Origin of the sequence: Tessaracoccus flavus, assembly GCF_001997295.1 — a bacterium.
Taxonomy (GTDB): Bacteria; Actinomycetota; Actinomycetes; order Propionibacteriales; family Propionibacteriaceae; genus Arachnia; species Arachnia flava.
Genome location: NZ_CP019605.1, coordinates 2,090,504 through 2,116,686 on the forward strand (window position 1 = coordinate 2,090,504; position 26,183 = coordinate 2,116,686).

The 26,183-nt window shown below is 68.4% G+C and carries 23 protein-coding genes; 5 read left to right on the top strand and 18 right to left on the bottom strand.

The features are described 5' to 3' along the window. Positions 1–20 precede the first annotated feature (20 nt). Positions 21–1,082: an adenosine deaminase gene (locus RPIT_RS09660; protein ID WP_077342698.1), complete on the bottom strand. Its 1,062-nt coding sequence runs from the start codon at positions 1,080–1,082 to the stop codon at positions 21–23. A gap of 13 nt (positions 1,083–1,095) precedes the next feature. On the opposite strand from RPIT_RS09660, the gene RPIT_RS15965 reads away from it, so the two are divergent. Beyond that, positions 1,096–2,814 (top strand): hypothetical protein, encoded by a 1,719-nt coding sequence (locus RPIT_RS15965; protein ID WP_077342700.1) that lies wholly within the window; start codon positions 1,096–1,098, stop codon positions 2,812–2,814. A 49-nt stretch (positions 2,815–2,863) separates the two neighbouring features. On the opposite strand, the gene RPIT_RS09670 is transcribed toward RPIT_RS15965, so the two are convergent. The 8 genes from RPIT_RS09670 to purU all read right to left on the bottom strand — a co-directional run bounded on the left by RPIT_RS09670 (position 2,864) and on the right by purU (position 12,184). Then, a complete protein-coding gene (locus RPIT_RS09670; RefSeq protein ID WP_077342702.1) occupies positions 2,864–3,259 on the bottom strand; it encodes a cytidine deaminase in 396 nt (131 codons plus the stop codon). Beyond that, entirely contained in the window at positions 3,259–4,551 is a 1,293-nt protein-coding gene (locus tag RPIT_RS09675; protein WP_077342703.1) for an ABC transporter permease, read from the bottom strand. Before RPIT_RS09675 ends, RPIT_RS09670 begins: the two co-directional genes overlap by 1 nt. Next, positions 4,548–5,804, bottom strand: a complete 1,257-nt coding sequence (locus RPIT_RS09680; RefSeq protein ID WP_077342705.1) for an ABC transporter permease — start codon at positions 5,802–5,804, stop codon at positions 4,548–4,550. Before RPIT_RS09680 ends, RPIT_RS09675 begins: the two co-directional genes overlap by 4 nt. Next, entirely contained in the window at positions 5,801–7,351 is a 1,551-nt protein-coding gene (locus RPIT_RS09685; protein ID WP_077342707.1) for an ABC transporter ATP-binding protein, read from the bottom strand. The genes RPIT_RS09680 and RPIT_RS09685 overlap by 4 nt, the downstream gene beginning before the upstream one ends. Before the next feature lie 133 nt (positions 7,352–7,484). Next, positions 7,485–8,657, bottom strand: a complete 1,173-nt coding sequence (locus RPIT_RS09690) for a BMP family lipoprotein (protein ID WP_157633350.1) — start codon at positions 8,655–8,657, stop codon at positions 7,485–7,487. Positions 8,658–8,812: 155 nt separating this feature from the next. Continuing rightward, positions 8,813–10,024 (bottom strand): aminoglycoside phosphotransferase family protein, encoded by a 1,212-nt coding sequence (locus RPIT_RS09700; RefSeq protein ID WP_077342713.1) that lies wholly within the window; start codon positions 10,022–10,024, stop codon positions 8,813–8,815. After that, positions 10,017–11,336: a hemolysin family protein gene (locus tag RPIT_RS09705; protein WP_077342715.1), complete on the bottom strand. Its 1,320-nt coding sequence runs from the start codon at positions 11,334–11,336 to the stop codon at positions 10,017–10,019. The genes RPIT_RS09700 and RPIT_RS09705 overlap by 8 nt, the downstream gene beginning before the upstream one ends. Before the next feature lie 8 nt (positions 11,337–11,344). Beyond that, a complete protein-coding gene (gene purU, locus RPIT_RS09710) occupies positions 11,345–12,184 on the bottom strand; it encodes a formyltetrahydrofolate deformylase (RefSeq protein ID WP_077342717.1) in 840 nt (279 codons plus the stop codon). A 165-nt stretch (positions 12,185–12,349) separates the two neighbouring features. Between purU and RPIT_RS09715 the strand changes: the two genes are divergently transcribed. Together RPIT_RS09715 and RPIT_RS09720 are read left to right on the top strand one after the other, a co-directional pair. Then, positions 12,350–12,694, top strand: a complete 345-nt coding sequence (locus tag RPIT_RS09715) for a DUF485 domain-containing protein (RefSeq protein ID WP_077342719.1) — start codon at positions 12,350–12,352, stop codon at positions 12,692–12,694. Further along, positions 12,691–14,298 carry a solute symporter family protein gene (locus RPIT_RS09720; RefSeq protein WP_077342721.1) on the top strand — a complete coding sequence of 536 codons (1,608 nt, stop codon included), beginning with the start codon at positions 12,691–12,693 and terminating at the stop codon, positions 14,296–14,298. Before RPIT_RS09715 ends, RPIT_RS09720 begins: the two co-directional genes overlap by 4 nt. A gap of 80 nt (positions 14,299–14,378) precedes the next feature. On the opposite strand, the gene RPIT_RS09725 is transcribed toward RPIT_RS09720, so the two are convergent. Continuing rightward, positions 14,379–15,368: a malate dehydrogenase gene (locus RPIT_RS09725; RefSeq protein WP_077342723.1), complete on the bottom strand. Its 990-nt coding sequence runs from the start codon at positions 15,366–15,368 to the stop codon at positions 14,379–14,381. A 106-nt stretch (positions 15,369–15,474) separates the two neighbouring features. Beyond that, on the bottom strand, positions 15,475–16,137 hold the full coding sequence (locus RPIT_RS09730) for a vitamin K epoxide reductase family protein (protein WP_077342725.1): 663 nt from the start codon (positions 16,135–16,137) through the stop codon (positions 15,475–15,477). Between the two features lie 64 nt (positions 16,138–16,201). Between RPIT_RS09730 and RPIT_RS09735 the strand changes: the two genes are divergently transcribed. Continuing rightward, positions 16,202–17,395 carry a PrsW family intramembrane metalloprotease gene (locus RPIT_RS09735; RefSeq protein WP_077342727.1) on the top strand — a complete coding sequence of 398 codons (1,194 nt, stop codon included), beginning with the start codon at positions 16,202–16,204 and terminating at the stop codon, positions 17,393–17,395. Between the two features lie 23 nt (positions 17,396–17,418). Here the strand turns inward: RPIT_RS09735 and RPIT_RS09740 are convergent, their stop codons facing one another. Genes RPIT_RS09740 through RPIT_RS09760 form a run of 5 tightly spaced genes read right to left on the bottom strand, consistent with a single transcriptional unit; the run spans position 17,419 to position 22,047 of the window. Continuing rightward, a complete protein-coding gene (locus RPIT_RS09740) occupies positions 17,419–17,703 on the bottom strand; it encodes a DUF3017 domain-containing protein (RefSeq protein ID WP_077342729.1) in 285 nt (94 codons plus the stop codon). Further along, positions 17,693–18,547: a bifunctional methylenetetrahydrofolate dehydrogenase/methenyltetrahydrofolate cyclohydrolase gene (locus tag RPIT_RS09745; RefSeq protein WP_077342731.1), complete on the bottom strand. Its 855-nt coding sequence runs from the start codon at positions 18,545–18,547 to the stop codon at positions 17,693–17,695. The genes RPIT_RS09740 and RPIT_RS09745 overlap by 11 nt, the downstream gene beginning before the upstream one ends. Positions 18,548–18,556: 9 nt before the next feature. Continuing rightward, positions 18,557–20,110 carry a bifunctional phosphoribosylaminoimidazolecarboxamide formyltransferase/IMP cyclohydrolase gene (gene purH, locus RPIT_RS09750; RefSeq protein ID WP_077342733.1) on the bottom strand — a complete coding sequence of 518 codons (1,554 nt, stop codon included), beginning with the start codon at positions 20,108–20,110 and terminating at the stop codon, positions 18,557–18,559. Continuing rightward, a complete protein-coding gene (purN, locus tag RPIT_RS09755; protein ID WP_077342735.1) occupies positions 20,107–20,682 on the bottom strand; it encodes a phosphoribosylglycinamide formyltransferase in 576 nt (191 codons plus the stop codon). Before purN ends, purH begins: the two co-directional genes overlap by 4 nt. A gap of 9 nt (positions 20,683–20,691) precedes the next feature. Further along, the gene (locus tag RPIT_RS09760; protein ID WP_077342737.1) at positions 20,692–22,047 is read right to left on the bottom strand and encodes a cell division protein PerM; all 1,356 of its coding nucleotides are present in this window, start codon (positions 22,045–22,047) and stop codon (positions 20,692–20,694) included. 94 nt (positions 22,048–22,141) lie between these two features. On the opposite strand from RPIT_RS09760, the gene RPIT_RS09765 reads away from it, so the two are divergent. Then, entirely contained in the window at positions 22,142–23,899 is a 1,758-nt protein-coding gene (locus tag RPIT_RS09765) for a hypothetical protein (RefSeq protein WP_143028196.1), read from the top strand. 60 nt (positions 23,900–23,959) lie between these two features. Here RPIT_RS09765 and sucD read toward each other — a convergent pair whose 3' ends face one another. Continuing rightward, complete coding sequence (gene sucD, locus RPIT_RS09770; RefSeq protein ID WP_077342741.1) at positions 23,960–24,883, bottom strand: succinate--CoA ligase subunit alpha; 924 nt, start codon at positions 24,881–24,883, stop codon at positions 23,960–23,962. A 5-nt stretch (positions 24,884–24,888) separates the two neighbouring features. After that, positions 24,889–26,064, bottom strand: coding sequence for an ADP-forming succinate--CoA ligase subunit beta (gene sucC / locus RPIT_RS09775; protein ID WP_077342743.1), 1,176 nt, complete (start codon positions 26,062–26,064; stop codon positions 24,889–24,891). Positions 26,065–26,183 lie beyond the last annotated feature (119 nt).

Below are 26,183 nucleotides of genomic sequence, written 5' to 3' on the forward strand. Positions count from 1 at the left end.
ACCGTTAGGTGGATCCGGGCTCAGGCGCGGTAGGCCGGCCGGATCACCTCGCGCACGATCGACTCGCGGTGATCATGTGGGAGGAACGCGGCGCGCATCGCGTTGATCGTGCACCACTCGATGTCCGCCTTGTCCCACCCGAACGCCTCCACCAGGAGGGCGAACTCCCGAGACATCGTGGTGCGGCTCATCAACCGGTTGTCGCAGTTGATCGTCACGTTGAACTGGAGATCCCGGAGCAACCCGACGGGGTGCTCGGACATCGTGGCCGCGATACCTGTCTGCAGATTCGACGAGGGTGCGACCTCCAGCGGGATCCGGGCGTCTCGGACATAGGCCGCGAGCCTGCCGAGCCGCGCGGTGTCCTCGTCGATGGTGATGTCCTCGACGATCCGAACCCCGTGGCCCAGGCGATCGGCACCGCACACCTGCACCGCCTCCCAGATCGACGGCAGACCGAACGCCTCGCCCGCGTGGATCGTGAAGAACATGTTGTTGCGCTTGAGGAAGTCGAAGGCGTCGGCGAATCGCGACGGCGGGAACCCGTCCTCCGCGCCCGCGATGTCGAACCCGCACACGGAGTCGTCGCGGTAGGCCAGCGCCAGCCGGGCGGTGTCCAGCGTCGGCTCGGTGTGGCGCATCGACGTCACGATCTGGCGTGCGGTGATGTGATGTCCGCGGCGGGAGGCCTCCGCCATCCCGCTCATCAGCCCATCGCGCACGGCCTCGACGACTTTTTCGAGCGTCAGACCCTGCTGTCGGTGGAGCTGCGGGGAGTACCGCGCCTCTGCGTAGACCACCCCGTCGAGCGCCTGGTCGACGACGAACTCGTGCGCCACCCTCGCCAGTTGCGCGGTCGTCTGCATCGCGGCCACCGTGTGTTCGAACGTCTCCAGGTACCGCACCAGCGAGCCGGAGTCTGCCGCCTCGAAGAACCAGTCCGAGAGTTCGTCGGCATCCGTCGTCGGTAGCGGGTGCCCGTTCTCGGTGCACAGGTCGATCACCGTCTGGGGCCGCAGGCCTCCGTCGAGGTGGTCGTGCAGCGCAACCTTGGGCAGCCGCCGGATGTCGTCGATGTCCACATCGCCCCTTTCGATGACTGAAGGCTACTGGGTAGCCGCGCCGCTGCTTCGCTCGGCGCGCAGCCTGTGCGATGCTGGCGTGGTGGTTCAGCTCTCCAGACGCACCCTGCTCGCCGGCTCAACGGTCGGTTCAGTCCTGTACCTGACCGGCTGCTCGCCGCAGACGCCCCCTCCCCCAACCGGGACTGGGTCCACTGCCGCGAGCGGTGACACGTCCGCGACTGCCGCCACCTCGGAGGCGGTACCCGACGACACCCATTCCGTGACGCTGCGCGTCCCCGAGGCAGACAGCGTCCTTCCTCTGGACGAGTCAAGCGGGTCAGCGCTGACGGCGGCTCTCATCCAGTCGGCCACGGCGGTCGTGGTGGCCAGTCCAGCAGCGGCACCCACCCCGGACCCCACCGGCTCAGCTCCGCAGACCTCGCCCGCGGGCTCAGCCAGCGCCAGTCCCAGCCCCACGCCGTCCACCACTGCCACCACGCCGGCTGGGGACCCGCTCGCGTCGGCCACCGAGGCTGCGCTCGCGCTGGGCCTGCCGCTGCTTCTCGCAGGTCCGTCGCTCCTCGCTGAGCTGGATCGGCTGGAGACGCGCACGGTCATCGGCTACCCCGCCGACGGCCTCGACGTCGGTGACCGCGAGCTCATCGCAGGACCCGACGACCCCTCCGCGCTACCGGAGCTGCCCGGCCTGCCGCGGACGCCCCAGCCCGCCGCCATCGCCGTCTACACCGACGCCGATGAGCTCGCCCCGGAGATCCGCGCCGTCCTGTCCGCCGCCGGCGTCACGCCGATCCGCACCGTCTCCGGCCATCCTGGGGAAACCGCAGAGTCGGTCGCCGCAGCGAAGGCCAGCGAATCCGTCGTCGCGCTCGGCAGCTCGTTCGGCGACGACACCACCCTCGCCTCGCGCGTCGCGGTCGCCCGCACGGCCGCCGAGTTGCCCGGCGGCGGGGTCACGCCGTTCCCGGGGCGGCGCATGATCGCCCTCTACGGCCATCCCGGCGCGCCGGTGCTCGGCATGATGGGAGAGCAGTCGCCCGAGGAGTCGGTGGCGCGGCTCCAGACGCTGGTGGCCGAGTATCAGGCGCTCCGGCCCGAAGAGAACTTCATCGGCGCCTTCGAGATCATCACCACCATCGCATCGGCCAGCGCCGGCAGTGATGGCAACTACTCGATCCTCTCCTCGTTCGAGCGCGTCCTGCCGTTCATCGAGGCGGCCGAGGCCAACGACATCTACGTCGTCCTCGACCTCCAGCCCGGCCGCTCCACCTTCCTCGACCAGGCCAAGCGGTACGAGGAACTACTCAAGCGGCCCTGGGTGGGCCTCGCGCTGGACCCCGAATGGCGGCTCCAGCCCGGTCAGAGACACATGGTCCAGATCGGGCAGGTGGAGATCGAAGAGGTCAACGAGGTCGGCGCCTGGCTGGCCCAGCTCGTGCGCGACAACAACCTCCCGCCCAAGGTGCTGACCCTCCACCAGTTCCAGCCCCGGATGATCATCAACCGCGAACTCTTGGACACCAGCCACGACGAGATCCAGTACATGGTCCACGTGGACGGCCTCGGTTCCCAGGGCGCCAAGCAGGGCACCTGGCAGCGGATCCTGCAGGATCTGCCCCCTCGGGTCTACCTCGGTTGGAAGAACTTCGAGGACGAGGACCTGCCGATGCTGACGCCGGCGCAGACGTTGGATCAGGTCGTCCCGATGCCGGACTTCGTGTCCTACCAGTGACGTTGATCGTCCCCGACGTCGAAGGGCGTCGGGGCCGATCACTGACGCGTCAGTCGAAGGCGTTGAGGTCCGCCGGCCCGAAGCCCTGCGGCAGCATCTCGTCGAGTGTCCGGAAGCCGGCCGGCGTCTCGAGGACCAGTTCGCGGCCGCCGTGCTCAAAGAGCAACTGCCGGCACCGGCCGCACGGCGTGATCACAGTGCCCTCGCCGTTAACGCACGTGAAGGCGACGAGCCGCCCGCCGCCACCGGCCACGAGCGACGAGATCAGCCCGCACTCGGCGCACAGCGTGACTCCGTAGGCAGCGTTCTCCACGTTGCAGCCCGCCACGACCCGGCCGTCGTCGACGAGCGCCGCCGCCCCCACCGGGTAACCGGAGTACGGGGCGTAGGCGCGTGCCGCCATGTCGTTGGCCGCCGCCCGGAGCGAGTCCCAGTCGACGTTCATCAGTGGGTCTTCACGAAGTGCGCGCCATCGGCCGCCGGCGCGCGGACACGTCCGACGAGTCCCGCCACGGCGATGATGGTGGCCAGGTAGGGCAGCATCTCGATGAAGTCCGACGGGATCGGCAGCTGCATCGGCTTGGTGGACTGGGCCAGAGCGCGGGCGAACCCGAAGAACAACGCCATCATGGCTGCCAGCACAGGATGCCAGCGGCCCATGATCACAGCCGCCAGCGCGATGAATCCGTTGCCCGCCGTCGGGTTGTTGTCTTGGAACGCGCCGACCGAACCGATCGTGAAGTACGCCCCGCCGAGCCCAGCGAACAGGCCCCCGAGCAGAACCGCCTGGGTCTTGGTGGAGATCACGTTGATGCCGACGGTATCGGCAGCGTGTGGGTGCTCGCCCACCGAGCGCACCCTCAGCCCCCACTTGGTGCGGTAGATGAGGAACCACACGAGCGCCACCGAGAGGATGCCCCCGTAGGTGAGCGGCTTCTGCGTGAACAGGATGGGCCCGAGGAACGGGATGGACTCAAGTAGCGGAATCCGGAGGGGGGACATCGGTTGCACGTTGCCGTAGCTCGCCAGATCCTGCACCACCAGCTGCTGGTAGATGAACCCGGTCAGGCCGGTCGCCAGCAGGTTGACGACGACGCCGATGATGACGTGGTCGACCAGGTAGCGCAGCGTGAACAAGGCCAGCACGCCGCCCATCAACAGGCCCGCGAGGGCGGCCGCGAAGAGAGCGGCGATGAACGAACGGGTGATCGAGTAGGTGAGGGAGGCCGCGAAGGCCGCGGTGAGGAACTGGCCCTCGATCGCGATGTTCACGACGCCGGCACGCTCGGACAGCACGCCGGCCAGCACGCCGAACAACAGCGGCGTGGCGTACTCGAGGGTCAGGTTGAGCTGGCTCGTGAGAGTGAACGGCAGCGTTGAGCTGGCCGCCGCCCAGACGATGAAGCCGACCAGGATTCCGATCCCGGCCACGGTGGCTGCGATGGTGCGGGCGCGGCCGCTCACCTTGCCGGTCAGGTAGCCGATGCCCGCCCCGAGCACCAGCAGCGCGCACAGCAGCACCGTCGGTAGGCCCGGCACCTCGAGGGTCGGGAGTTTGACGTCGGCGAACACGTCGGACAGGGCGATGCGTCCGGTGTCGTTGGTGGTGAAGGCCAGGAATGCCAGCACCGCGCCGAGAAGGGTCAGCAGGATGCCGATGCTACGGCGCTGCTTACGCCCCTCGGGGGACTCCATACGGGCCCGCTCAACGGACGGCGGGATGATCGCGGTGCTCATGCTGCGGCCACCTTCCTGGATTCGGCCACGACGCGCTTGGCCTTGCGTTCCTTGAGGAACGGCAGCACCCAGACGACGAACGCCGGTGCGGCCACGAAGAGAACAATGAGGGCCTGGATGAGGTCGGTCAGGCGGTCAGGGGTGCCTGCCATCGTCACCATCGTTCGGCGCGATGCCTTGAGGGCTCCGAAGAGCAGGCCCGCGAAGACCACGCCGAGCGGCCGGGAGCGCCCGAGGAGCGCCACGGTGATGGCGTCGAACCCGAGCGTGCCGATGATGGTGCCGGTCATCTGTGGGGGGAATCCGGTGAGGAGTTCCGGTGCCGTCACCATCTGCACCCCGCCGAGCCCTGCCAGCGCGCCGGCCAGGCTCATGCTGAGCATCGTGATGACAGGGACGCTGGCGCCCGCCGTAGCGGCCGCGTTCGGGTTGAGGCCGACTGCTTTGAGGTGGATGCCGAACTTGGTGCGCTCGAGCAGCCACCACACGAGCAGAGCCGCGAGCAGGGCGAGGATGAAGCCCAGGTGGAGGCGCGTGCCGTCGATGCGGGGCATGGTGGCTGTCCACTCCAGGACCGGGGAGATGGGGTCCACACGGCCGGGGGCCTGGAAGAGGGGTTGCAGCATGAGGAAGGCCAGCAGGCTTCCCGCGATGTAGTTCATCATGATGGTCAAGATGACCTCGTGGGCGCCCGTGCGCGCCTTGATCAGCCCGACGATGCCACCCCAGATCGCGCCCGCGAGGATGCCGACGAGGATCACGAGGGGCAGGTGGAGGAAGAGCGGGAGGCCCTTGACGCTGAACCCCAGGAAGGCTGCGCTCAGTGCCCCCAGCATCGCCTGGCCCTGCGCGCCGATGTTGAACAGGCCGGCGCGGAAGGCCACGGCCACGCCGAGGCCGGCGCAGATCAGCGGCGCTGCCTCAGCCGTGGTGTTCGTGATGGCTACCCAGGACCCCATGGAGCCCACGTACATGGCGTAGAAGGTGGAGGCGATCTTGTCCCACGACGCGGCCAGCGCGTCTCCCGGCTGGGCGAAGAAGTAGGCCCACGTCGCTGCCACCTCGGCGTCGGAGAAGACCATGACGACGGCGGCGACGATGAACGCCAGGAGCAGCGAGGCGATCGTGATGATCAGCGTGTTGACCCAGCTCGGGCGCGGCTGCCTGGTCCGTGGTGCCGCCACCACCGGCTCTGTGACGGTCGATTCGGGCGCCGGGGGCTGCTCGGTGCTCTTGTGGGGTTGCTCGCTCATGCGCGGGGCTCCTTCACGGTGGCGCTGGCCTCGTCGTGCGGGATGCCGGCCATCATGAGGCCCAACACGTCACGCGGGGTATCGGACGGGACGACGCCGACGATCTTGCCGCGGTACATCACCGCGATGCGGTCGGCGAGGGACTCGACCTCCTCCAGTTCGGTGGAGACGATCAGCACGGCGGTGCCGCGGTCGCGTTCCTCGACCAGCCGGCTGTGGAGGAATTCGATGGCGCCGACGTCGACGCCTCGGGTCGGCTGGCTGGCGAGCAGCAGCGACAGAGAGCGGGACAACTCCCGCGCCAGAACGACCTTCTGTTGGTTACCGCCCGACAGCGAGCTGACCGGCTGGGTGTGCGAGCCGGCCCGGATGTCGAACTCCTCGATCCTGGCCTTCGCGTTCTCCTCGATCCGCTTGAGGTCGAGCGACCCGTACCGGGAGAACTCACTCAGGTTGTTGAGGATGAGGTTTTCGGCGATCGAGAACTCGCCCACGAAACCGTCGCGGTGGCGGTCCTCCGGCACGAAGCCGAGCCCTGCCCCGATCGTCTTGGCTGGCTTGTCGTAGGTGATGTTCTTGCCGTCCAGCACGATGCTGCCCCGCAACGGGGTCATGGTGCCGAGCAGCGATTCGGCCAACTCCGTCTGGCCGTTGCCCTGCACGCCCGCGATGCAGACGATCTCCCCGCCGCGGACGGTCAGGCTGAGATCGTCGACGGCGACGTTGCCGGAGGGGCTGGCGACGGTGAGGTTGGAGATGACCAGGCGCTCGTCGCCGGGCTCTGCCTCCTTCTTGTGGACCTTCAGGTCGACAGCGCGCCCGACCATCATCGAGGCGAGCTCGGCCTCGGAGGCGGAGGGGTCGGCCTGCCCGACCACCTTGCCGCGACGGATGACCGTGATGTCGTCGGCCACCTCGCGGACCTCGCGGAGCTTGTGGGTGATGAAGATGATCGCCCGGCCCTCGTCGCGCAGCGCCCTCATGACGATCATGAGTTCGTCGATCTCCTGCGGCGTGAGCACCGCGGTGGGCTCGTCGAAGATGAGGTATGTGGCGTCGTTGGCGAGCGCCTTGAGGATCTCGACGCGCTGCTGGATCCCGACCGGCAGGTCCTCGACCAGCGCATCCGGATCGACGTCGAGCTTGTAGCGCGCGCTGATCTCGCGCACCATCTCGCGGGCGGAGTTCAGGTCGAGCAGTCCGCCGCTGCCGGGCTCGTGCCCGAGCACCATGTTCTCAGCGACGGTGAAGACCGGGATCAGCATGAAGTGCTGGTGGACCATGCCGATACCGGCCGCCATGGCCTGCTTCGGGTTGGTGATCTTCAGCACCTGGTCGCCGAGCCTGATCTCGCCCTCATCAGGCTGGAGGAGCCCGAAGACCATGTTCATGAGGGTGGACTTACCCGCGCCGTTCTCGCCGAGGAGGCAGTGGATTCGCCCCGGGACAGCATCGATGCTGATCGAGTCGTTCGCGGTGAGTGCGCCGAAGCGCTTGGTGAGCCCGTTCAACGACAGAATCGGGGCCTGCTCTTTCGTGGCAGTCACGGGATGGTTCCTCCTAGGCCGGCCGACGCTGGTTTGGGTGAAGAATAGCGAGGAATGATGGTGTGAGAGACGAAGAGAGGGGCGCGTCACCGCGCCCCTCTCCCCGTCAGCTAGGAGCCTGCTGACCGTGAGGTCACGGCTGGCTGGGCGAGGTGATCTCGATCGTGCCGGCGACGATGTCAGCCTTGATCTGCTCGAGTTCGCTCTTCAGCTCCTCGGGGACCTCGGCGTCGAAGTCGTGGAACTCGGAGAGCGAGACGCCCCCGTTCTCCAGCGTGCCGACGTAGGGCTCCGAATCGAAGTTGCCGTCGAGCGAGGCCTGGATCGCCTCGAACACCGCGACGTCCATGCCCTTCTCCACGGAGGTGATGATGTGCTCTCCGTACTCGGTGGACTCGAAGCCGTCGGAGTCGACCCAGATGCCCTTGACCTTGCCGCCGGACTCCTGCGCCGCCTGCAGCGCGCCGAGGCCTGCGGGGCCGGCCACCGGCAGGATGATGTCGGCGCCCTGAGCGATCAGCGTGGAGGCCGTGTTCTTGCCGCCGGGGATGTCACCGAAGGGGTTGTTGCCGCCGATGAACTGTCCGTCCTGGGCCGCCTCGTCCCAGCCGATCAGCTGGACGCTGGCACCCTTCTGCTCGTTGTAGTACTGGACGCCCTGGTGGAAGCCGTCCATGAAGATCGTCACGGTCGGGTACTTGGCGCCACCGAAGGTACCGACGGTGCCGGTCTCGGACATGCCCGCGGCGAGGTAGCCGGCGAGGAAGGAGGGTTCAGCAGCGTTGAAGAGCAGGCCCTTGGCGTTGTCGACGCCCTCGAAGGAGCCGAAGTCGACGATCGCGAAGTCGACATCGGGGTTCTGCTTGGCCGCGGCCTCCGTGGCGGTGGCGAGCGCGAAGCCGACGGTGATGACAATGTTGCAGTTGGCGTCGATCATCGCCTGGACGTTGCCGGCGTACTCGCCCTCGGCGTTGGACTCGATCTGGTTGGTCTGGATGCCGAGCTCGTCCTTGGCCCGCATCATGCCGTTGTGGGCCGTCTCGTTGAACGACTTGTCGTCGAAGCCACCTGCGTCGGAGACCATGCACGCGGTGTAGTCCGCAGCGGCAGCGTTGGTCTCGGCGGGGGTGGTCTCGGCGCCGGCCGTGGTGGTCTCGGTTCCGGCGGGGGTGGTCTCGGGGGCGGCGGCAGTGGTGTCACTGGTTGCCGGCGTTGTGGTGGTGGTGCTCGGTGCTTCGGCGCAACCGATGAGAGCGAGAGCAGAGGCGGCCGTGATGGCCAACACGCTCGTCAGAGACTTCTTCACGAAGGGTCCTCCTTGACAGGTACTAAGGCAGACTGACAATACCCCCCAATGCTGCCAGGGTGTGCACCGGGGACTTGATCGTTATATTCCCGCAACAATCGATCGAGCCGGCGTTGTGCATCGGTGTTACACAACCGGGGGGCCGCACCCTCGTGTTACGTGACCTGGCGCACCAGGGCACTGGCCGAACGGACCATCTGCACGGTCTGTTGGCGCCAGTCCACTTCCTGACTCCGGTAGGGGCCCGTGGCCAGCGAGATGACGACGGCGGCGGCCCTCAGCCTGAGTTCCACCGGGTCCACCCGGCGGTCGAACACGGGGACCCAGCGCCGGAGCAGATCCCGGACCTTGGCTTCCTGGTCGGGGTTCATCCGCTGGATCGTCGACAGGTGGCCGATGAGGCAGGCCAGGTCGTCGGCGCGCCGACCCGGGCCGATCGTGTCGACGTCGAGGACGCCGACGACCCGGCCTCCCGCCACCCGCAGCTGCCCCTCGTGGAAGTCGCCGTGGGTCGGTTCGTCCCCGGGCGGAAAACCTCTGAGACCGGCCGAAATCCGCTCGGTGAGCCAGGACAACTCATCACCCAGTTCCGGAAGCGTGGCCGTCACCATCGCGGCATAGTGGGCCACCGCGTCGGACCACGGCGCGCGTCGTTCGAGTTGGGAAACAGAGCTTGGCATCGAATCGAGCAGGTCGATGAGATCCTCAGCGGAGCAGGGATCCCCCGGCTCGAACAGCGCCTTGGCCAGCGACGCCCCGGGCAACTCCCGCAGGATGAGCAGATGGTCGTCGGTGCCCAGAGCCACCTCGGGCGCAGGGACCCCTGCCTCGCGGAGCATCCGGTGCTTGGCGAGGACGTCAGGGTACAGCCTCTCCCGAAGCACCTTGACGTAGAAGGTCTCCGCCGGGTCGCTCACGACCACCTTCACCACCGCGCGGCGCCGGGGGCGGTAGCCGATCATGGTCAGCGACAGTCGATCCGGCGTGACGGGGCTCGGAAACACTCCCCCGGCGTTCAGCGCCGCCGCCATCCGGTCCGGAAAGGCTGCGGTGGGGAGCCCCAGCAGATCTGGATCGTTGGGGTAGAGCCACACGGCAACCCTGCGCTGACCGTCCTCGAAGATCTCGGCGCGGGAGTCCGATGGCGTCAGCTCTCCCGTGCGTGCGCTGACCCCCAGCAGTTCCGTGCGTTCGCCGTGGGGCCACCGCACCGTGGCCACATAGGTGGCCGTGGTGGAAAGCTCCGGAGCCGCGTCCACGTGGTCCAACGACCAGCTCAGCAGCTCTCCCCCCGCGTGCTCGACCACCGCTCGCAGCAACGGTTCAACCCGGTCCCCCGTGAGTAGGCCCATGCCGTCGTCAGGCATCGCCTTCCTCCGCTGGGTCCGGATCGGACAGGCGCTTGAGTGCGAACCAGGATGCGCGCCGCCCGTCGAGCGCAGTCACGGTGAGGGTGAAGACACCGGGCTCATCGTCGTCCTCAGCGCGCGCCTCGAGCGACACGGTGGCCTCTGACCCGACCTCGGGAAGACGCCCGGTCTCGGCCATGAAGAAACCAGCGACAGTGTCGTAGGGACCCTCCGGAATGACGAACCCCGTCAGTTCGGCGAACTCCTCGATGGTGGTCAGCCCATCGACTTCGTCGATCTCGCGACGTTCCACCGCCTCGTCGTACTCGTCGGTGATATCGCCGATGAGCTCCTCCATGAGGTCCTCGAGCGTGACGATGCCGGCCGTGCCCCCGTACTCGTCGCGCACGATGGCCAGGTGCGAGCGCGCCCCGCGCATCGATGTCATCGCCCGGAGGATCCGCACGGTTTCCGGCAGCGAGAGCACCTGCCGGGCGAGACTGGCCACATTGCCCTCGCGGGCCGATCCCTCGACGTCCATGAGGTCGCGCACATGGACGAAGCCGACGATGCGGTCCGGGGAGCCGTCGGTCACCGGGTAGCGGGAGTGCGGAGCGCCCCGGACCTCGCGGTAGGCGCGCACGATCGGCATGTCCCCGGGAAGGAAATCGACCTCGGTACGCGGCACCATGACCTCGCGCAGTGTCCGCTCCCCCGCGTCGAACACCTCGTCGACGATCCGACGCTCCTCCTGGCCCAGCGTGGACGAGCCCACCACCATCGCGCGCAGCTCCTCGTCGGACACCTCGTCGCGCGCCTGCCCCGGGTCCCCGCCCAGCAGCCTCACCAGAGCGTTGGTGGACAGATCGAGGAACCAGATGAGGGGACGGGCGAGCTTCGCGATCCCCGAGACCATCGGGGCCAGCGCCAGGGAGAAGCTCTCTGCCCGCTGCATGGCGAGGCGCTTGGCCGTCAGCTCGCCGACGACGATCGAGAAGTAGGAGATGACGACGGTCACGAAGACCAGCGATCCGGTGAAGGCCACCGACTCCGGAACCCCCCACCTCATCAGTGCGGGTGCCATCGCCTCCGCCAGGGTCGCCCCACCGAACGCCGCGGACAGGAAACCCGAGAGGGTCACCCCGATCTGGACGGAGGAGAGGAACAGGTTGGGGTTACTGGTGAGGCGCTCGATGGCCCGCCCACGTTTGCCCTTGGTGGACAGCTGCTTGATCTGGCTGTCGCGCAGCGTCACAAGCGCCATCTCGGCGGCGGCGAACAGGCCACCGATGAGGATGAACAGCGCGATGAGCGCGACGTCGGACCACATCTGCAGCCCTAGCGGAAGACGATCGTGCGGTCACCGTCGACGATCACACGGTGCTCCGCGAAGAGCCGCACGGCTTCGGCCAGCGTCTGGGACTCCTGAGCCTGGCCCTTGCGCACCAGCTTGGCCACGTCCATGCTGTGGTCCACGCGCACGACGTTCTGTTCGATGATGGGCCCCTCGTCGAGGTCGCTCGTGACGAAGTGCGCCGTGGCCCCGATGAGCTTGACGCCGCGGGTGTGGGCCTGACGGTAAGGGTTCGCCCCCTTGAAGCCGGGCAGGAACGAGTGGTGGATGTTGATCGCACGGCCCGCGAGGAACTCGCAGAGCTCAGGGCTCAGGATCTGCATGTAGCGCGCCAGGACGACGAGCTCGATGTCATTGTCGACGACGAACTTCTGGATCTCGGCCTCGAAGGCGGCCTTCGTCTCTGCCGTGACGAAGCGATGCTTGAACGGCACATCGTAGAAGGCGGCCATGGGTGCGAGCACGGCATGGTTGGCCATGATCCCCACCACGTCGATCGGCAGGTCGCCGCCCCGCCAACGAAACAGCAGATCGTTCAGGCAGTGCCCGGCCTTCGAGGCGAGGATGAGCGTGCGCGTGGGTCGGCCGGCGTCGTCGACGCGGAACCGCGCGGAGAACTCCTCCGTCGCCCGCGCGATCGCGTCGGTGAGGCGGACCCGGTCAGCGCCGTCCACCTCGATCCTCGTGAAGAAATGGCCGGTGTCAGGGGATGAGAACTGCTGCAGCTCGGCGATGTTGCCGCCGGCCGCCACGATTCCTCCGGTGATGGCGTGGACGATTCCGGGTCTGTCTGGACAGTCGAACGTGACCACAAGCTGAGGCATGCGGCAATGCTAGCGTGCCCCGAACTCCGGGCAGCCCGTCCGGCCTGCTGCCACACCGCTGGCCGAAAGACAACAGTTGCGGACAAAACGAGCGGACAAGCTGCGCGGCTTGTAGTCTGCTGACGCGCAACGGTGCGCCCAGCCCTGTGGAGGAATCAAACTGTCATGACCGACCCGTCACCAGATCTCGGCACGATCCCCGCCGAGGAGTTTCACCGAGTACAGCAGTCAGCTGAGTTCGCGGACCTGAAGAAGACCTTCCGATCGTTCGCCTTTCCCATGACTGTGGTGTTCCTCCTCTGGTACTTCGCCTACGTCCTCGGCTCCATCTTCGCCAAGGACCTCATGATGACCTCGGTCGTCGGCAATCTCACCGTGGGGATTCTGTTCGGGCTCGGCCAGTTCGTCAGCACGTTCCTCATCACGTGGCTCTACATCCGCCACTCCAACAAGCGGGTGGACCCGCTCGCGAAGGCCCTGCGTGAAGACCTGGAGGCGAGCGCACGATGAGGCTCCTGGAGACCGAACAACTCGGCAACCCGATCATCAACATCGCGATCTTCGCTGCCTTCGTCGTCGTGACGATGGGCGTGGTGATCCGCGTCACGCGCGGCGGCAAGAAGAAGGCCGGCGACTTCTACACCGGCGGCGCCCAGTTCGACGGCCGTCAGAACGGCTTCGCGATCGCCGGCGACTACCTGTCTGCCGCCTCCTTCCTCGGCATCGTCGGGGCTGTGGCTCTCTACGGCTACGACGGTCTGCTGTACTCGGTCGGCTTCCTCGTGGCCTGGCTCGTGGCCCTGCTGCTCGTGGCGGAACCGCTGCGCAACACCGGCAAGTACACGATGGCCGACGTCCTCAGTTTCCGCATGCGCCAGAAGCCGGTCCGCATGGCCGCGGCGACGTCGACCCTGGCGGTCAGCTTCTTCTACCTCCTGGCGCAGATGGCCGGCGCGGGCGCCTTGGTCTCCCTCCTGCTCGGCATCACGTCGATGCTGGGGCAAAACATCGTCATCGCGCTGGTCGGTCTGCTCATGGTGGGATATGTGCTCATCGGCGGCATGAAGGGCACCACCTGGGTGCAGATGATCAAGGCCGTGCTCCTCATCCTCGGCGCCGGCGCCATGACCATCTGGGTCCTCGCGCTCGTCGGTTTCAACCTGTCGGGCCTGCTCGGCGAGGCCATCAACACCTCCCAGGCCCAGGGCTCCACCGTCGATCTGCTCGCCCCCATGGAGCGCTACAAGGATCCCCTGTCGCTGATCTCCCTCGGCCTGGCCCTGGTGCTCGGCGCGTCCGGTCTGCCCCACGTGCTGATGCGCTTCTACACCGTCCCGACAGCCAAGGAGGCACGCCGCTCGGTGACCTGGGCCATCGGACTGATCGGGGCGTTCTACCTCTTCACGATGGTGCTCGGCTACGGCGCCGCCTGGCTGGTCGGCCCGGAACGCATCAGCAACATGCCCGGCGGGGCCAACGCCGCGGCACCGGCGCTGGCGTACGAGCTCGGCGGCACCATCCTCATGGCCGTGATCGCGGGCGTCGCTTTCGCGACGATCCTCGCTGTGGTGGCAGGTCTGACGATCACCGCCTCAGCGTCGTTCGCCCACGACATCTACAACTCGGTGCTGCGCGACGGCAAGGCCGATCCGGCCAAGGAGGTCCGGGTCGCCCGGATCACCTCGGTGACGATCGGTCTCGTGGCGATCGTCGGAGGCGTGGCCGCGAACGGCCAGAACGTGGCGTTCCTCGTGGCGCTGGCCTTCGCCGTCGCGGCCTCGGCCAACCTGCCGTCGATCCTCTACTCGCTGTACTGGAAGCGGTTCTCCACAGCGGGCGCCGTCTGGTCGATCTACGGCGGCCTCGTGTCGGCGGTGGTGCTCATCGTCTTCTCCCCTGCCGTCTCCGGCCGCCCGTCCGCGATGTTCCCGAACGTGGACTTCGCCTGGTTCCCCATCGATTCGCCCGCCATCGTCTCGGTGCCGGTCGGCTTCTTCCTGGGCTGGCTCGCCTCCGTCCTCCGGCCTGACGGCCCCGAGGTGCTGGATCGGGCTGCCGAGATGGAGGTCCGCTCCATGACCGGCGCCGGGGCCGAAGGCGCCCTCGATCACTGACCGAAAGGTTCCTGTAAGCGCCGACGCCCGCCCCAGTTGGGGCGGGCGTCGGTTCTTGCGTCAGCTGAGCTGAGCTGGCCTCAGATGAGGCCGAGCTCGGTCACGGCATTGCGCTCGTCGACCAGTTCGGCCACCGACGCGTCGATCTTCGACCTGGAGAACTCGTTCAGGTCCAGGCCCTGGACGATCTCGTACTTGCCGTCCTTGACGGTGCAGGGGAACGACGAGATGAGGCCCTCGGGCACACCGTAGGAGCCGTCCGACGGGACCGCCATCGACACCCAGTCACCCTCCTTCGTGCCGCTGACCCAGTCCCGCATGTGCTCGACGGTCGCGTTGGCCGCCGACGCCGCGGAGGACAGCCCGCGCGCCTCGATGATCGCAGCGCCCCGCTTGGCGACCGTCGGGATGAAGGTGTTCTCGATCCATTCCTGATCGTTCACGGCCTCGGCGGCGGACTGGCCATTGACCTTGGCGTTGAACAGGTCGGGGTACTGGGTCGCGGAGTGGTTGCCCCAGATCGTCATGTGGGAGATCTCGGTCACGGAGACTCCGAGCTTGGCCGCCAGCTGCGACAGTGCCCGGTTGTGGTCGAGACGGGTCAGCGCGTTGAAGCGTTCGGCCGGGATGTCGGGCGCGTTCTGCTGCGCGATGAGGGCGTTGGTGTTGGCGGGGTTGCCGGTCACCAGCACCTTGACGTCATCGGCTGCGACCTCGTTGAGCGCCTTGCCCTGCGCGGTGAAGATCGCACCGTTGGCCGACAGCAGGTCTCCGCGCTCCATGCCCGCCTTGCGGGGCATCGCGCCGACGAGCATCGCGAGGTTGACGCCGTCGAAGACCTTGTTGGGATCGTCGCCGATCTCGATGTTGACGAGGTTGCCGAAGGCGCAGTCGTCGAGTTCCATGACCACGCCCTCAAGCGCCTTCAGCGCGGGGGTGATCTCGAGCAGGCGAAGCTCGATGGGGGTATCGCCCAGCAGCGATCCGCTGGCGATGCGGAACAGCAGGCTGTAGCAGATCTGACCTGCGGCGCCGGTGACGGCGATCTTGACGGGAGCGGCAGTGCTCACTTTCGGGTTCCTCTCGTAGAGCGCGGTGTTTCCACTGCAGCCGACTCTACCGCCCGACCAGCACGCCGCGCGGGGGCCCTCCCCCACCGGGCCCGGGGCCCAAGGATCAGATGATCTGGAACCCGAACTTCAGGACCTCGATGAAGATAACCAGGGCGAGCCAGCCGATCAGCACGATGGTGAACCAGCCACCCTTGACGAAGGCCACGGCCTTCTCCTGTGCCGAGGGGGACAGGAAGAGGTTGTTCTCGAGGATGTTCCACTGCGTCATGGACGAGAAGACGAACGTCGTCGACAGCGTCACCGTCAGGCACCACGGGCAGAGCGCGCCGATGACGAAGGAGGACTGGAAGAGCAGCCAGTAGGCGAAGATGACGCCCAGCAGATAGCACACGTTCGCGGTGAACATGAACCAGCGGGGGAACCGCACCATGACGAGCGACGCCACGGCGATGGTCATCACGACGGGCTCAGAGACCAGACCGAGGAACGCGTTGGGGAAGCCGAAGACGTTCGCCTGCCACGTGGTGCCAACCTTCGCGCAGTCGAGGATCGCGTTGATGCTGCAGGCGAGGTCCGCGCCGGGGTCGGCCGCCAGCTTGATCGCGTCGATCGACAGCACCGCGGACGCGACGAGGCTGACGATCGCGAAGAGCAGCATCTCGCCGAACAGGATGGTGCGGGTGCGGCGGCTCGGCCGTGGCCGCCAGTCCTCGACGCCTCCGGGCTCCTGCGTCTCGATGTCTTCGGCTGTCGCGCTGTTGGGCATGCGCACATCGTAGCCACACCGGCGTAACTGCCAGGGATGACCCACGTCGCACTACCTTTGACGGGTGACCGATGCACCACCCACCCGCCCCCACCCGACCCTGGACGCGGCCGTACAGCACAAGCGTCAGGCGCTCGTGCTCCCGCTGCTGTTCATCGCAGTGGGAGCGATCGGCACCGCCCTCGGCATGTTGGTGGTGCTGCACCGCCCCCTGCCCAACACGCTCGCGGCCGTGGTTCCGTTCACGGTCATCCTCCTGATCGGCGTGTGGTTCCTCAACTGGCTCGACCGGTGGGAACCTGAGCCTCCCCGGTTCGCGATAGGGGCCTTCCTCTGGGGAGCGGGGGTCTCGGCCCTGATCAGCGGGGTCGTGAACAGCCTCTACCTGGGGATCACGCAGGACCTGTCCGCGACGGCGATGTATTCCGCGCCCCTCATCGAGGAGTCCACCAAGGCGCTGTTCCTGTACGTGGTGCTGCTCAGCACACGGCGCGGCCGCGCGGAGTTCAACAGCCTGACCGACGCCCTCGTGTACGGCGGGCTCGTGGGCCTGGGATTCGCGTGGATCGAGCACATCGGCTATGCGCTGAGCGTGGAGACCCTGGAGGAGTCCACCCCCATCATCATCGGCCGGATCGTGCTCACGTCCTATCTTCACCCGGTGCTGACCATGATCGTCGCCGTCGGCATCTGGGCGGGTGTGACGAGCCGGGGTGCCGGCCGGCGGCTACGCCCGTTCATGGCCTGGCTCGTCGCTGTGGGCCTGCATTTCCTCCACAACGGGTCCTACGAGCTGTTCGGTCCCTGGGGCATCGCCATCGCCGCGGTCGCCGAGTTCGTCGCCTTCGTCACGCTCATCGTCCTGGGTGTCCGCTCCCGTCGCGCGGAACGCGCCGAGATCGTCAGGCAGCTGCCGGCGATGGTCCACTTCGGCTGGATCACCCCGCTGGAGGCGGGATGGCTGGCGGATGCCCCGGCGCGGAAGCGGATGCTGGGCAGCGCCGGCGCCCAGAGGCGGACCCTGCACGATTTCATCCAGAACACCACCGAGCTGGCGCTCCTGCGGGGGCGCCTCGACGCCATGCCTCCCGGCTCCCACCCCATCGAACTTCTTCAGCTGCACGGGGAGCTCGCAGACCTGGTGGCCCACCAGCGGCCTGTCGTCCAGGGAATCCTGGCCCGCAGCAACGGGTGGCACACGCTCGAGGCTCGCCCCGGGCCCAGCTGGGGCGCTCCCACCGGCGACGGCGGGCCCTGAGCCCCCTCGGCCTGGGGGCAGGATCAGCGGGAGGGCGGCACCACGAGGGAGACCACCGCGATGGCGACGCCGAACGTTGCCATCACAGCGACGTCGATCCATCGGCGGCGCACCACGAGGAGGCCCGCCAGGCGGGGCGGGAGCACGGCCCGCAGGCCGGCCCCAAGGGCGAGCGCGCCGGCGATCATGAGCGCGGCGCGGCGCCAGTGGCCGAATCCTGCGTACCCGACTCCCACGAGCACTGCCGCGAGGACGAGGAGTAGAGGCCAGGGGTTGTCCGGGTAGGAGTCCGCCGGCTTATCCGGCATGAAGCTGCTCCGCGCGGTCGACCACGTTGCTGAGCAGCATCGCCCGCGTCATGGGGCCGACTCCGCCGGGGTTGGGGGTCACCCAGCCTGCCTTGTCCCAGACGTCGGCCGCGAGGTCCCCCACGGTTTTGCCCTCGACACGGCTCACCCCGACGTCGATGAGGGCGGCGCCCTCACGGATCATCTCCGCGTTGATCATGCCGGGGACCCCCGCTGCGGCCACCACCACGTCGGCACGGCGCGTGTGGGCGGCGAGGTCGCGGGTGCCGGTGTGGCACAGGGTCACCGTGGCGTTCTCGCTGCGGCGGGTCAGGATGAGACCGAGCGGACGCCCGACGGTGATGCCGCGGCCCACGACGACCACCTCCGCTCCGCTGATCGGAACATCGTGTCGGCGCAGCAGCTCGACGATCCCGCGCGGGGTGCACGGCAGGGTGGCCGGTTCCCCCAGGACCAGCCGACCCAGGTTGATCGGATGCAGTCCGTCGGCGTCCTTGTCGGGATCGATCAGGCCGAGCACCCAGTTCTCATCGAGGTGGCGCGGGACCGGCAGCTGCACGATGTAGCCCGTGCACGCTGGATCGGAGTTGAGTGCCTCGATCTCGGCGCGCACCTGGTCTGCGGTCGCGTCAGCCGGTAGTTCGACCCGGATCGAGGAGATTCCCACCTCGTCGCAGTCCCGGTGCTTCATCCGCACGTAGTTCTGGCTTGCTGGATCCGCGCCCACGAGGACGGTGGCCAGCCCGGGCACGACGCCCCGGTCACGGAGGGCGGCGACACGGGCGCGCAGTTCCGTCTTGATGGCGGCAGCGGTCGCCTTACCGTCGAGTCTCTGGGCAGTCACGTGGCCCTCCTAGTGGAAGAAGTGTCGGGTACCGGTGAAGTACATGGTGACGCCGGCCGCGGCCACGGCGTCGATGACCTCGGAGTCGCGAACGGAGCCGCCGGGCTGAACGATGGCGCGTACGCCGGCGTCGAGGAGCACCTGGACGCCGTCGGCGAAGGGGAAGAACGCGTCCGAGGCCGCTACCGAGCCCGCAGCCCGCTGCCCTGCCCTGGCCACAGCCAACTGGCAGGAATCGACGCGGTTGACCTGGCCCATGCCCACCCCTACCGACGCGCGGTCGGCCGCGAGCAGGATCGCGTTGGACTTGACCGAGCGGACCGCCCGCCACGCGAACGCCAGGTCCGCGAGGGTGGCCGCATCGGCGGGCTCCCCCGCGGCCAGTTGCCAGGTGGACGGGTCGTCGCCGTCAGCGTCGATCGAGTCGAACTCCTGCATCAGGACGCCCCCGTCGATCTCCCGCAACGACAGCCCGCCGAACGCGGCGTCGTCGGCGACGAGGATGCGGATGTTCTTCTTGGCGGCCAGGACGTCGACCGCTCCCTCGTCGTATCCCGGCGCGACGATCACCTCCGTGAAGACCTCGGCCACCTGCCGGGCCATCTCCACGCTGACCGGACGATTGGCGGCGATGACGCCGCCGAAAGCGGACACCGGATCGCACTCGTGGGCTTTGCGATGGGCCTCTGCGATGTCGCTCCCCGAGGCGATGCCGCACGGGTTGGCGTGCTTGATGATCGCGACGGCGGGCTCGGCGAAGTCGTACGCCGCCCGACGTGCGGCGTCGGCGTCGACGTAGTTGTTGTAGCTCATCGCCTTGCCGTGGAGCTGAGTGGCGTCGGCGATGCCGGACGTGCCGTCGGAGTTGCGGTACACGGCGGCACGCTGGTGGGAGTTCTCGCCGTAGCGCAGCTCCGACACTTTGCGCCAGGTCGCGCCGATCCACTCCGGCAGCAGGCGACCCTCCGGAGCGGTCTTCTCCAGCATCCAGGAGGCCACCGCCACGTCGTACGACGCCGTGTGGACGAAGGCCGCCGCGGCGAGTTCGGCGCGCTCCGACTGCGTGAAACCGCCCTTGGCGAGCGCTTCACGCAGCACCGGATACTGCTCGGCCGAGGTCACCACCGCCACCGAGGCGTGGTTCTTGGCGGCAGCCCGCACCATCGTGGGCCCGCCGATGTCGATCTGTTCGACGCACTCGTCGTCGCTCGCTCCGGATGCGACGGTCGCGGCGAACGGATACAGGTTGGTGATCACGAGGTCGAAGGGCTCGATGCCCATGACGTCGAGTTGCGACCGGTGGGAGTCCAGTCGGCGGTCGGCCAGGATGCCGGCGTGCACGTGCGGGTGGAGAGTCTTGACGCGGCCGTCCAGGCACTCCGGAAAGCCGGTGACCTGTTCCACGGGGGTGACCGGCACCCCGGCGTCGGACAGGGTCGCGGCCGTCGATCCGGTGGACACGATCTCGATGCCTGCCGCGTGCAGGTCGCGACCGAGTTCGGCCAGCCCGCTCTTGTCGTAGACGCTGACGAGGGCGCGCCTGAGTGGGATCAGATCGTTCACGGGGTCTCCTTGTTCCAGTCGGCCACCGCCTGCACGAGCAGGCGACGCTCCACGACCTTGATGCGCTCGTGGAGGGATTCTTCAGTGTCGTCCGGTAGCACCTCGACGGCGCCCTGCAGCAGGATCCTACCGGTGTCGACCCCGTCGTCGACCAGGAAGACCGTGGCTCCGCTGACCTTCACCCCGGCCCGCAGAGCGTCCCGCGGTCCGTGCATGCCGGGGAAACTCGGCAGCAGGGCGGGGTGCGTGTTGATCGTCAGCCCCGCGAACCGGGCGAGGAACGCCGGGCCCAGGAGTTTCATGAATCCGGCCGAGGCAACCAGGTCGGGGGCGTGCGCGGCCACTTCGTCGCGCAGCCGCTCATCCCACTCGGCCCGGTCGGCGCCCTTGGCGAGCGGCACCGCGACGGCGGGCAGTCCGCGGGCCCGTGCCCGCTCAAGCCCTTGGGCGTCGGCGCGATCCGAGACGACGGCCACGACCTGCGCCTCCACCTCCCCCGCGTCGATGGCGTCGAAGAGGGCCTGGCACAGGGTGCCTGAGCCGGACAGGAGGACGACAACGCGGGTGGTCACCGGTGCATCCTAGCCAGGCAGCGTCGTGCGCTCGGTCGCCTCGTCCGCCGCCGCAGAATCGTCGGAGGTGGCGGCATCGTCGGCGGGCGGGGCACCGTCGGCGGGCGCATCGTCGGCGGGCGGGGCATCCTCCGAAGCGCCAGCGGCTCGGGGAGGTCTGCGCACCAGGCCGAGGATCAGGCCGGCCGCCATCCCCGCGAGCCCCAACAGGGTCGGCGCGAAGACGGCCAACTCCCCCACCCGCGCACCGAGGTGGGCCAGGCGATCGCTCCCCAGCGATCCGGACCCCAGCGCGCAGAGGACCACCAGCAGCAGTCCGGCAGCCACGCCGCTCAGCCCACCGACCAGGGCGGTCTCGTCGAACCGCGCTCGAGGCCGTGCCAACGCAACCGCCAGAGCGGCCACGCATCCGGCGGCCACACCGACGACGAGCCACCAGAAGGAGGCCGGCGAAGCATCCACGGGGACCGCCCCGAACACCGGGATCGCGGGGAGGAACCCGACGTCGGACAGCGCCATGGTGACGAGAGACTGGTCGCCCACCGTGATGCCGGCTCCCAGCATCCACGAGGCGGACGCCAGCAGGAGGTTGGGCAGGTAGGCGAGGTGGAGCGCCGTGAGCAGCGCCAGTGCCGGCACCCCGCCGTCCAGGGCCACCACGATGTCGGTCACCCGCTCCCTGCCCAGCCACAGTGCGGTCACGAAGACTGCGGAGGCCCCGGCCAGGACGACCAGGAGCGCCGCTCCGAGCGCCCTCGGGACCGCCCGTAGCCAGCCGGGCCAAGTGTGCGTGGGGTCGTGGCCAACGCTCTTCGACGCCCCCCAGAGCCCCGCGATGCCCCCGACGACCAGCCCACCGACCAGGACTCGCCAGGACCCGACGCCCAGCGAGGCGGCGACGATGACGACAGCGGCGGCGTAGACGCCGGCAAACGTGGCCCCCACCCGGAGCGCCACCGCTTCGGCGTCGGCCCAGATGTCGCCCGTGTCGTCGATGTGCCCGGCCTGTCCCGCTGCCTGCCGGGCAGCCCACGAGGCCGCCGGAAGGGCCAGGAAGACCAGCCCAGCGGTCAGGCCCAGGGGCGCGATGGAGACCGCCTGCCCGGCGATCGTGACCGGCGCGCCGTGCGCGAGGATGAGAAGATCGGCGGCCAGGCGCAGCGCATCGGTCAGTTCCGCCTCGGGAGACGTCAGCCAGCCCACGGTCGTGAGTGCAGCAAGGACGACCCAGCCGGCGGCCAGCACCCCGAGGGGTCCGGCGAGCGCTGCGACGTACCAGGGCCAGGGCCAGCGGCGGGGCTCCGACGGGCGGCTGGCACCGATGTCAACGGCGACCGTCCGGTGCCGGCTCGAACGAATCGCCACGAACTCTCCCTCGATTGGTCTCTCACGATATTCACTCGCCCGGTAGGGTTGCTGCGTTACCCCGTCCGGCGGCGAACTCATGGAGGTGCTGAACATGTCTGATGGAGAGGCCTTCCGCCCGCGTCGGGCCTGGATGCCCGCCGACGAAGAGGTCGACCTTCCCGACGTGGACCCTACCCCAGTCACTCCCACCGGTCCCGCGCGACGCGGCAGTGCCGACGAGGCTGAGGAACTCGACGTCGGCAGCCAGCCGGATGTCGAGCCGGAACGTCACTACGCGCTCGGAGACGAACCGGAATCGACGGTGGCCGCACCGACCCCCGCCCCGGACGCCGCCCTGCTCAACCCGTTCGCCCGCCCCGGGAGCCACTCGGCCGCTGCGCCGATCCCCTCCGACACGATCATCCCCGCCCCGGTCTTCCCCCGCTCCGCCGGCGAGTTCGCTGACAGCCCCAGCCCCGCGCCCCGCCGCTCCGCCCTGTCGTCCACGACACCGGTCGAGTCCGAGCAGACCGCCATGACGCGCTCGCAGGCCGACGGGGACTGGATGGCGTCACATCGACGAACGCTGGCCGCCTGGGCCGTGGCCGGTGTGGCGCTGGCCGTCATCGTCGGGCTGATCGCGTTCTTCGTCTCGCGCGGCACGCAGCCAGCCGAGCCGACTGCGCCACCTCCGCCGTCGCCGTCGGCGTCGGCGTCCACGAGCCCGTCGCCGACCTTGGCCCCCTTGACCGTCGACTCGCTCCTGCTCCCGGACGACCTGGCAGGCATCGCGCCAGCTGCCACCTGGGCGATCACCGACACGACCCAGGCCGCCGACGAGCACACCGGTCGAGGCGCCTGCCTGAGCACCGAAGCCACGGACGTCAATCCCACGACCTCACTGCAGCGCGTGCTCGGCACGTCCACCGACGACCAACTGGCCGGCCTGCACCAGATCGACGTCTACGCCTCAGCCGACGCAGCAGAGGAGGTGTTCGCGACCCGATCCGAGGCGCTGGCAAGCTGCGCCGAGGTCCCGTCCTACATCGTTGGCGCGACCGACGTCGCCGGGCTCGCCGATCAGGCCTTCCAGGTCACGATCGCCTTCCAGAACCAGCCGACTCAGTACCACACGGTCCTCATGACGCTGACGGGCGCCTCCATCCAGCTGCTCGACCTGGCCCGCAACGATTCCCCCGTCGAGGAGTCCGCGCTCGCGACTGCCCTCAACCGCCCGCAGACCGAGCTCTGCGAGCGGGAGGATGCGAGCTGTCCCGGCACCGTGGGCGTCACCCCCGTCCCGGTCCCCGCTGTGGACCCCGTCGGCTGGCTCATCCCCGCCGACCTGCCGCGCATCCGTCCCGGGGCGGGCCGGTGGACCGCCCAGGAGCCGACCGATGTGTCGGTGACGCAGATGGGCTGCGAGAACATGACCCTGGCCACCGAACCTGGCCCCTCCTCGCGCCAGCAGGCCACCTACCTGATGACCCAGGACGATCAGCGTCCCGACACCTTCGGGCTCGATGAGGTCATGTTCACGTTCGCGGACCCCACCGCGGCTGCGGAGTTCGTCACGAGGCTGGGAAACAACCTGGCAAGTTGCAAGGACCGGGTCAACACGGCCACCGTCACTGAGCACCCAGCGGTCGCGGCCGTCGGCGAGGACGGCCTGAAGCTCTCGTCGCGACTGTTCACGATCAAGCAGGCGTCGAGCGACAGCACGGCCATCACCTACCAACTGATCGTCAGCGCCGCCGGCAACCGCATCACCTACACACTCATCACGGTGACCGACGCCTACCAGTTCACCCTCGAGCAGCTGTCCGCGCTCGCCGCACGGGTGCCCGTTCGAGCGAGCCAGGCCCAGTAGAGCCAATGACGTGGAAACGGCGCCCCGACCACTGGCCGGGGCGCCGTTTCACATCTGGCGTCAGGCGGATCGCTTCGGCGTCACGTTGCGGCTCTGATTCACCCGCATCTTGGCGATGGCGTCGCGGGCCAGGGACGCGGTGAGGGAGGGCGTCTCCCCCACGAGCACTCCGGCAGCCTCGAGGGCCTCCTTCTTCGCTGCGGCCGTGCCCTTCGATCCGGTGATGATGGCACCCGCGTGGCCCATCGTCCGGCCGGGCGGTGCAGTGAAGCCCGCCACGTAGCCGACCACCGGCTTGGTGATGTTGCGCTGGATGTACTCCGCGGCACGCTCCTCCGCGTCTCCGCCGATCTCACCGATCATGACGATGACGTCGGTCTCGTCGTCGTCCTCGAACGCCTGGAGCACGTCGATGTGCGGCGTGCCGACGACCGGATCGCCGCCGATGCCGACCGCGGTGGAGAACCCGTGGTCGCGCAGCTCGTACATCATCTGGTAGGTCAGCGTGCCCGACTTCGACACCAGTCCGATGCGACCCGGGCCGGCGATGTGCGCCGGGATGATGCCGACGTTGGACTTGCCGGGGGAGATCAGACCCGGACAGTTGGGCCCGATGATCCGGGTGCCGGAATCCCGGGCGGCCGAGTGGAACTCGACGCTGTCGCGCACCGGAATGCCCTCGGTGATGACGACGCAGAGACCGATCTCCGCCTCGATCGATTCCAGCACGGCGGCCTTGGCGTACTTGGGCGGCACGAACACCACCGAGACGTCCGCCTGGGTGGCCGCGACCGCCTCCACCATCGACCCGAACACCGGCACCGGGTCCTCCTCGAAGAGGACCGACTCCCCGGCCTTCCCGGGCGTGACTCCCCCGACGACGCGGGTGCCGGACATGATCATCCGCTGCGTGTGCTTGCGCCCTTCCTTCCCGGTCATCCCCTGAACGAGGACCCTGGAGGAGGCGTTGATGAAGATCGACATGATGCTCAGTTCCCTTCGCTGGCCAGGCGCGCAGCGGCGCGCGCAGCCTCGTCCATCGTGTTCTTGACTGTGATGAGGGGGTGGTTGGCCTCGGCGAGGATGGCCTTGCCAACCTCCACCGAGTTTCCGTCCAGGCGCACGACGATGGGCAGCCGCGCCTCGTCGCCTAGCATCTCCAGTGCGTGGACGATGCCGTTGGCCACGTCGCTGCAGGCCGTGATGCCGCCGAAGACGTTGACGAAGACCGACTTCACCTGGGGGTCGCTCATGATGATCCGCAGCCCGTTCGCCATGACGGTGGCCGAGGCTCCGCCGCCGATGTCGAGGAAGTTGGCGGGCTTGGGTGTGCCCGGCAGGTCCTCGCCGGCCGCCGCGACCACGTCGAGCGTGCTCATGACGAGCCCGGCGCCGTTGCCGATGATGCCGACGGTGCCGTCGAGCTTGACGTAGTTGAGGTCCAGCTCGCGGGCCTGGCGCTCGAGGTCGACCGCGCCCGAGGTCTCGGTGTAGGACTCCCACTCCTCGTGCCTGAAGTCGGCGTTCTCGTCAAGGGTGACCTTCCCGTCGAGGGCGATGATCTGCCCGGAACCTGTCCGCACGAGGGGGTTGACCTCGACCAGCGTTGCGTCGGACTCCCGGAATACGGTCCAGAGCTTCTTCAGCACGTCGATCACCGCGGCGTGGTCGTCGGGCATGAACCCGGCCTCCTCCACGATCTTCCGGCCCACGGCGTCGGTGATGCCGTCGACGGGGTCGAGGCCGACCTTCAGCAGCGCCTCTGGGCGCTCCTCCGCGAGAGTCTCGATGTCGACTCCGCCTTCCGTGCTGACCATGGCGAGGTAGCCCCCTGAGGCGCGGTCGAGCAGGATCGAGAAGTAGAACTCCTCGGCGATGTCGGCGCCGGGGCTGATCATGACCGTCTCCACCTTGTGGCCCTTGATCTCGAGGTCGAGGATCTCAGCGGCGGTCTTCACCACCGCCTCCTCGCCCCGCGCCAGCTTGACGCCGCCGGCCTTGCCGCGGCCGCCGGTGCGGACCTGAGCCTTGATGACGACGAGGTCGGAGCCCAGTTCGGCGTAGGCAGTTCGGGCTTCGTCCGGCGTCGTTGCCGTCCTGCCGGGGAGAACCGGCACCCCGAACTGTTCGAACAGGTCTCGCGCTTGGTATTCCAGGAGATCCACAGTGTTCCTTAATGTCTGCGACGGTGCGACCGCCCACACTACTCGGTACGCGCGGTGTCCGTCAGTACTTGTGAGCGGGGCTACCCACGAAACATGACACTGTTGTCCACAGGCACCAC